The sequence below is a fragment of the Actinacidiphila sp. bgisy167 genome, from assembly GCF_965342175.1.
Taxonomy (GTDB): domain Bacteria; phylum Actinomycetota; class Actinomycetes; order Streptomycetales; family Streptomycetaceae; genus Actinacidiphila.
Genome location: NZ_CBDRBL010000156.1, coordinates 1 through 5,166 on the forward strand (window position 1 = coordinate 1; position 5,166 = coordinate 5,166).

The following is a 5,166-nucleotide window of genomic DNA, read 5'->3' on the forward strand; positions in this document are numbered from 1 at the left end:
GATACCCCAGTGGCCTCTGATCCAGGTGGCGAGCTCGGTGCAGGTGGCGTCGAAGACGCTCAGGCTGGTAATCAGGTAGACGCGCTCGATGGTCAGCTTCCCGGTGCTCAAGTCGCGTCGCCACCGTACGACTTGGATCGCCTGGCGGGCGCCGGGGTAGTCGAGGTGGCTGAACGCGGCGACCTTGAGCCGGCGGATCTCGTCGCGGTGGTGGGCGTGGTCGCGAGTGCGGTGCCCGAGCGGGATGTCACGCCAGGGCAGCTTCCTGACCTGGGCATACAGGCCCGGATGGTTCTTCTTCACGACGGCCACGTAGTGCGCGCCGCGACTGGTCAGATAGGCCCCGTGGTCGTGCTGGGTGTGCAGGGCGTCGGCGGTCACCACCGTGTTCTCCAGCTCGAGACCGTCCAGCAACGGCGCGAAGGAGGGGATCTCGTTGCTCTTGGAAGCAACCTGCCGCTGGGCCAGGACCACGCCGTGGTGGTCCATCGCCGCCAGCAGCTGGATCGCCGCGGCCGCCCGGGTTCGCGATCCGCGGACCACCTTGCCGTCGACCGCGACCACCCGTCGCACCGGCCCTCTCTCCGCCTCCGGTTCGACCGGGGGCGGCGTTCTGGCCCGCAGATACGCGCTGATCGCCGCGTCCAGCGCGTCACCGTCCACCCGCTGCAGCAGGCGGCGCACGGTTGCGGCGTGCGGCACCGGCCGCAGACCGGTAAGTGGATCAGCAGCGAAGCCGAGGACGCCCAGCACATGCTGCGGGGCATCCGTGATCCACTCGCTGATCGCGATGAGCGAGCGAGCCCCGGTCAACACCGCCGAGACGGCTGCGCACAGCAACGCGAGGGCCGGATACCGCAGTCCTCGCGCATCGCGGGGATCGGCGACCAGGATCAGGAAACGCCGCAGGTCAGCGACATCGCTTGAGGTGAGGGGATCAGTCGGGGAACCCAGTTTCTCCAGTGCGGAAGGGATGGGCGATGATGTTCGGGCAGGCACGGTCTCGCTCGGTTCTCATGGGTCTCGACAACCACATGATCACCGGCACCGTGCCTGCTCTGCTCTCCCGGGCCCCTTGCCCCACAACGGACATGACGCCACGTCACTCACGAGACCGGCGAACCGGACCAATCCCAATCACGCAATGCCCCTGGATCCTGACCCGCGGCTCGACGGTGCACGGCCGGTCGCAGGTCACGACCTGGACCGGCGACGGCGAACCGCAGCGGCGGGGGTGTCAGGCCGCCACAGGGGCACTCAGGGGCCTTCTGGGGCGTGTCAGCGGGCATAGCGAAGGGCCCCGGCCGGGATCTTTCCCAACCGGAGCCCTGAGGGGCTGAGGGATGCTCACGCGTCTTCCTGGGGCCGGGCCCAATTGACGGTCAGGCGCTCGGACACCGGCCGCCGCTTCCGGTCCGGCGGGCAGTGCACGGTCACGGAGTCGACCCACAGCGAGAGGAATTCCCGCCGTTCCTGCAAGCTCCAGCCGTGCCAAACGGAAGTGGGGCCGATCGGGTCCGTGCCCGGCTCGAACCATTCATCGATGGGCAGGGCGATAGCCGTTGTCTGGTGGGCCTCAAGTTCGGCAATTCGTGCCCGGCATGACTCCTCGGTGCCCTGCATGGCCGTGACGGCCTCGGTGAACGCCGCGCGTCCCACCTTGCCCGCGTAGAGTCCGGCGCGCTGGTCGGCGTAGATCTGCGCCAGTGATTCTTCGGTGTGCGACAACTGTGCCTGAAGTTCCTTGAGTTCGCGCGAAACGCCGGACGTGTCGATTTGCAGGGCGAAGCGGCGGGCCGTCTCTGCGATCAGTTCCGCGTCGTCCGGGTCATCAAGGTCCATGTTCGTCATGCGGGCGTACACGGTTCGCGCTACGTGGTCGTCTACGGCGTCTTGCAGGACGACGTTCGCCGTGTGCCCGCTCATGAGCCGTCGCGCCTCTGCGGACCGGCTACACCGGTACGAGGTTCGTTTCCCGTCCGTGCCGGTGCGAGCGGCCGTCATGTTCGCCTCGCACTCGCAGACCAGGAACGACCAGCCGGACAGCAACGCGGTTGCCCCGTGTGGTGCCTCGCGGAGTCGGCGGCCGGACTTGCCCATTGCTTCCTGGAGTACGTACCACTCGGCCGGAGAGATGATCGGTTCGTGAACGTGCAACGGCTGTCCGTCCTCGCCCCGCCGGATAGCGAAGTTGTAAGAGCCGGTCAGCTTGTCGGCGGCCATGCCCGCGATGCGAGGATCACGCAACACCCGCTGAACCTGCGTGCTCGCCCAATGCTCGGCCACGGCCGGAACATCGCTTTTCAGGTTCTTGTACTTGCGGCCCTTGTGGGTGCCACGCTGCGCCGGAGACGGAACCTTCCGTTCGTTGAGTTCCTTAGCGATCATTCCCGTTGTCCGGCCCTCAAGTGCCAGCTTGTGCATGAGTCGGATCGTGGCCGCTTCGCTCTCCTCGGCCACCAGCTTCACCCAAGAGACACCCTCGGCTGTCTTCTCCTTGGATGTGGCGAAGCCGTACGGCGCGCTACCGGCGAGATGCCCGCCAACCTTCCGCGCAAGTTCGCGGGTGTTCTTGATGTACTCCGACTTACCGTCAGACTCCTGCTTGGCCAGACCGGCGATGATCGCGAAAATGCCGGTGCCCGCCGGGTCCGACGTGTCGAGATACGGCTCACGGACGGACACCAGCGCGACGCCGTGCTTACGCATCTCGTCCTCAATCTGCATGGCCTCAAGTGCGCCTTGCCGAGTGAGACGCGACAGGGTGTAGATCACCACCACATCGCACTTACCCTCACGGACCCAGCTCATCATTTCTTCGAAACCGGGCCGGACGATGGACGGGTCCCAACCGGACTTGCCCGCGTCCGTGAAGCACGCGACGGGGTTGTACTGGCGTGCCTGGCACAGCCCTTCCCCGGCGTCGCGCTGCATGAGCGGGGACGCGCTAGAGCCGTCCTCGTTCAGCTTTGACTGTCGGCAGTAGATGACAGCGCGCGGCCAGTTGGCGGGCGGGGGCGCAACCGGCGGGTAGTAGAACGCATGCGCTGAACTGGGCTTCTGTGCGGTTGTCGTTGTCATGGTGGAAGTTTCACACACTCAGCGAACTGGAGAACGCCCTCATGGCCCACCCTGACGTCGCCGAGGCCGCGGTGGTGGCCGTCCCCGACGAGCGCTGGGGCGAACGGCCGCTCGCCACGGTCGTCCTCAGGGACGGCAGCACGGTCGGCTACGAGGAACTGCGCGCCTTCCTTGCCGAACGCATCGCCCGCTGGCAGCTGCCCGAGCGCTGGGCCGTCGTCCCGGCGGTGCCGAAGACCTCCGTCGGCAAGTTCGACAAGAAGGTGATCCGCGGCCAGTACGCGGCGGGAGAGCTGGACGTCACCAAGCTCGTCTGACCACTTGCCGCCCCGCAGGCATGCGTACACAGGACCGGGCTCCCGGGGCGCACCCGGGGGCGCCCGGCGTACGTGGTGGGCTTCGCTGCCGGACGCTCCTCTCCGTTCGGCAGGGGAGCAAAGCGGCCGGCAGCGGGCCTCAGGACCCGATCTTGCCGAGCATGTCGACGATGCGTCCCTGGGCGTCCGCGCTGGTCGAACGTTCCGCGAGGAAGAGGACCGTCTCGCCGGACGTCAGCCGCGGCAGCTCCGCGGGATCGATGTCGACCGCGGTGTAGACGACCAGCGGTGTGCGCTCCAGCCGGCCGTTCGCCCGGAGCCAGTCGATGATCCCCTGCCGCCTGCGCCGGATGAGCATCAGGTCCATCACCACGAGGTTCGGGTGCATCTGCGCCGCGAGCGTCATCGCGTCCGCCTCGGACTGGGCGTGCGCGACATGCATCCCGCGCCGCTCCAGCGTCGCGGTGAAGGCCTGCGCGATCGGTGTGTGGGCCTCGATCAGCAGCACCCGCGGCGGGTGCTGCTCGCTGTCCCGCGGCGCCAGCGCCTTGAGGAGCACGGCGGGGTCTGCCCCGTACGCGGCCTCGCGGGTCGCCTGCCCGAGGCCGGCCGTGACGAGCACCGGCACGTCGGCCTGCGCCGCCGCCTGACGCAGCGACTGCAGGGCGGTGCGGGTGATCGGCCCGGTGAGCGGGTCCACGAAGAGCGCGGCGGGCGGCTCGGCGACCTGTGCGTCGACCTCCTCACGCGAGCGGACGATGACCGGTCGGTAGCCGCGGTCGGTCAGTGCCTGGCGGGTGGCGACGTCCGGCTCGGGCCAGACCAGCAGTCGGCGCGGCTCGTCCAGGACGGCCTCGGGCCCGTGCGTGCCCTCCTCGGTGACGTCGACGGCGCCGTTGGGGCCGTCGAGCGGCTCAGGGCCCTCGGTGGCCTCCGTGGGCGCGCCTATGGCGTACGCCCGGCCGGGGGTCTCCGTGCCGTTGACGGGCGCGGAAACCGGTGCGGGCGCGGCGGGTGCCACGGGAGTCGCGGTCGTCGCGGTCGTCGCCGCCTGCGCCGGCTCGGGCTCCGCGGGGGCGGCCAGCTTGCGGCGCCGCCCGGAGCCGCCCACCGGCTGGGCGACCTGCTCGCTGATCTGCTGGGCGAAGGCGACGCCCTGACCGAGGGTCCGCACACTGATCGCCCGGTTCTGCGAACCGCCGCCGTCCTGGGCGGCCTGCGCCTCGGGCTGAGGCTGCGGCTGCACCTGCGCCGGCGCGGGGGCCTGGGGCGGGACGACGGGCTGCGGCTGAACCTGCGCCGGCGCGATCGGCTGCGGTTGCGGAGCGCGCTGCGCCTGCTCGGGGATCATCGGCGGTTCGGCGGCCGGCGGTTCCGGCCGCGCCGCCGGGGCGGGCGGCGGAAGCCGCCGCGGGTCGACGATCGCCGACGGGCGCGGGGTGCTCTCGACGATGCCGCGCGGACGCCGGGCGGACCCCTGGGCCTCCGGCCACTCGGTCACCGGGGCGGTGGCCGCGGGTGCGGCGGGGGGCGGGGGTGCGGCCGGCAGCGCGGGGAGCGCCGGTGCGGCCGGGGCCTGCGAGGTGGCCCGGCGCGCACGGCGGCCGTTGCCCGGCGCGGCCTGCTCCGGCGTGTTCGGCTGCGGTGCGGATGCCTCCGGCAGCGCGGGCGCGAGCCCCGGCCCCGGCTCCGGCGGGGCGACGCGGCGGGCCCGGCGGCCGGTGGGCTGGTCCTCCGCCTCGGCGGGGGACGCGGGGAGGGCGGGTAG

General features: G+C 70.7%; 2 protein-coding genes and 2 pseudogenes. 1 reads left to right on the forward strand and 3 read right to left on the reverse strand.

Annotation, left to right across the window (positions count from 1 at the left end; translation table 11 throughout):
* Together ACRWND_RS30160 and ACRWND_RS30165 are read right to left on the reverse strand one after the other, a co-directional pair.
* The coding region (locus tag ACRWND_RS30160) for an ISAs1 family transposase (RefSeq protein WP_431955048.1) at nt 1-999 on the reverse strand (999 nt) is incomplete at its 3' end.
* 348 nt (nt 1,000-1,347) lie between these two features.
* The gene (locus ACRWND_RS30165; protein ID WP_431955050.1) at nt 1,348-3,081 is read right to left on the reverse strand and encodes a recombinase family protein; all 1,734 of its coding nucleotides are present in this window, start codon (nt 3,079-3,081) and stop codon (nt 1,348-1,350) included.
* A 23-nt stretch (nt 3,082-3,104) separates the two neighbouring features.
* On the opposite strand from ACRWND_RS30165, the pseudogene ACRWND_RS30170 reads away from it, so the two are divergent.
* Nucleotides 3,105-3,398: pseudogene (locus ACRWND_RS30170) on the forward strand (AMP-binding enzyme); the annotation flags it as partial.
* Between the two features lie 139 nt (nt 3,399-3,537).
* Here the strand turns inward: ACRWND_RS30170 and ACRWND_RS30175 are convergent.
* Nucleotides 3,538-5,166, reverse strand: a pseudogene (locus ACRWND_RS30175) (hypothetical protein); the annotation flags it as partial.

What these genes read in the sequence shown, in the direction of transcription:
- ACRWND_RS30165 (WP_431955050.1), bottom strand. Translation starts at nt 3,081, where the DNA reads ATGACAACGACAACCGCACAGAAGCCCAGTTCAGCGCATGCGTTCTAC.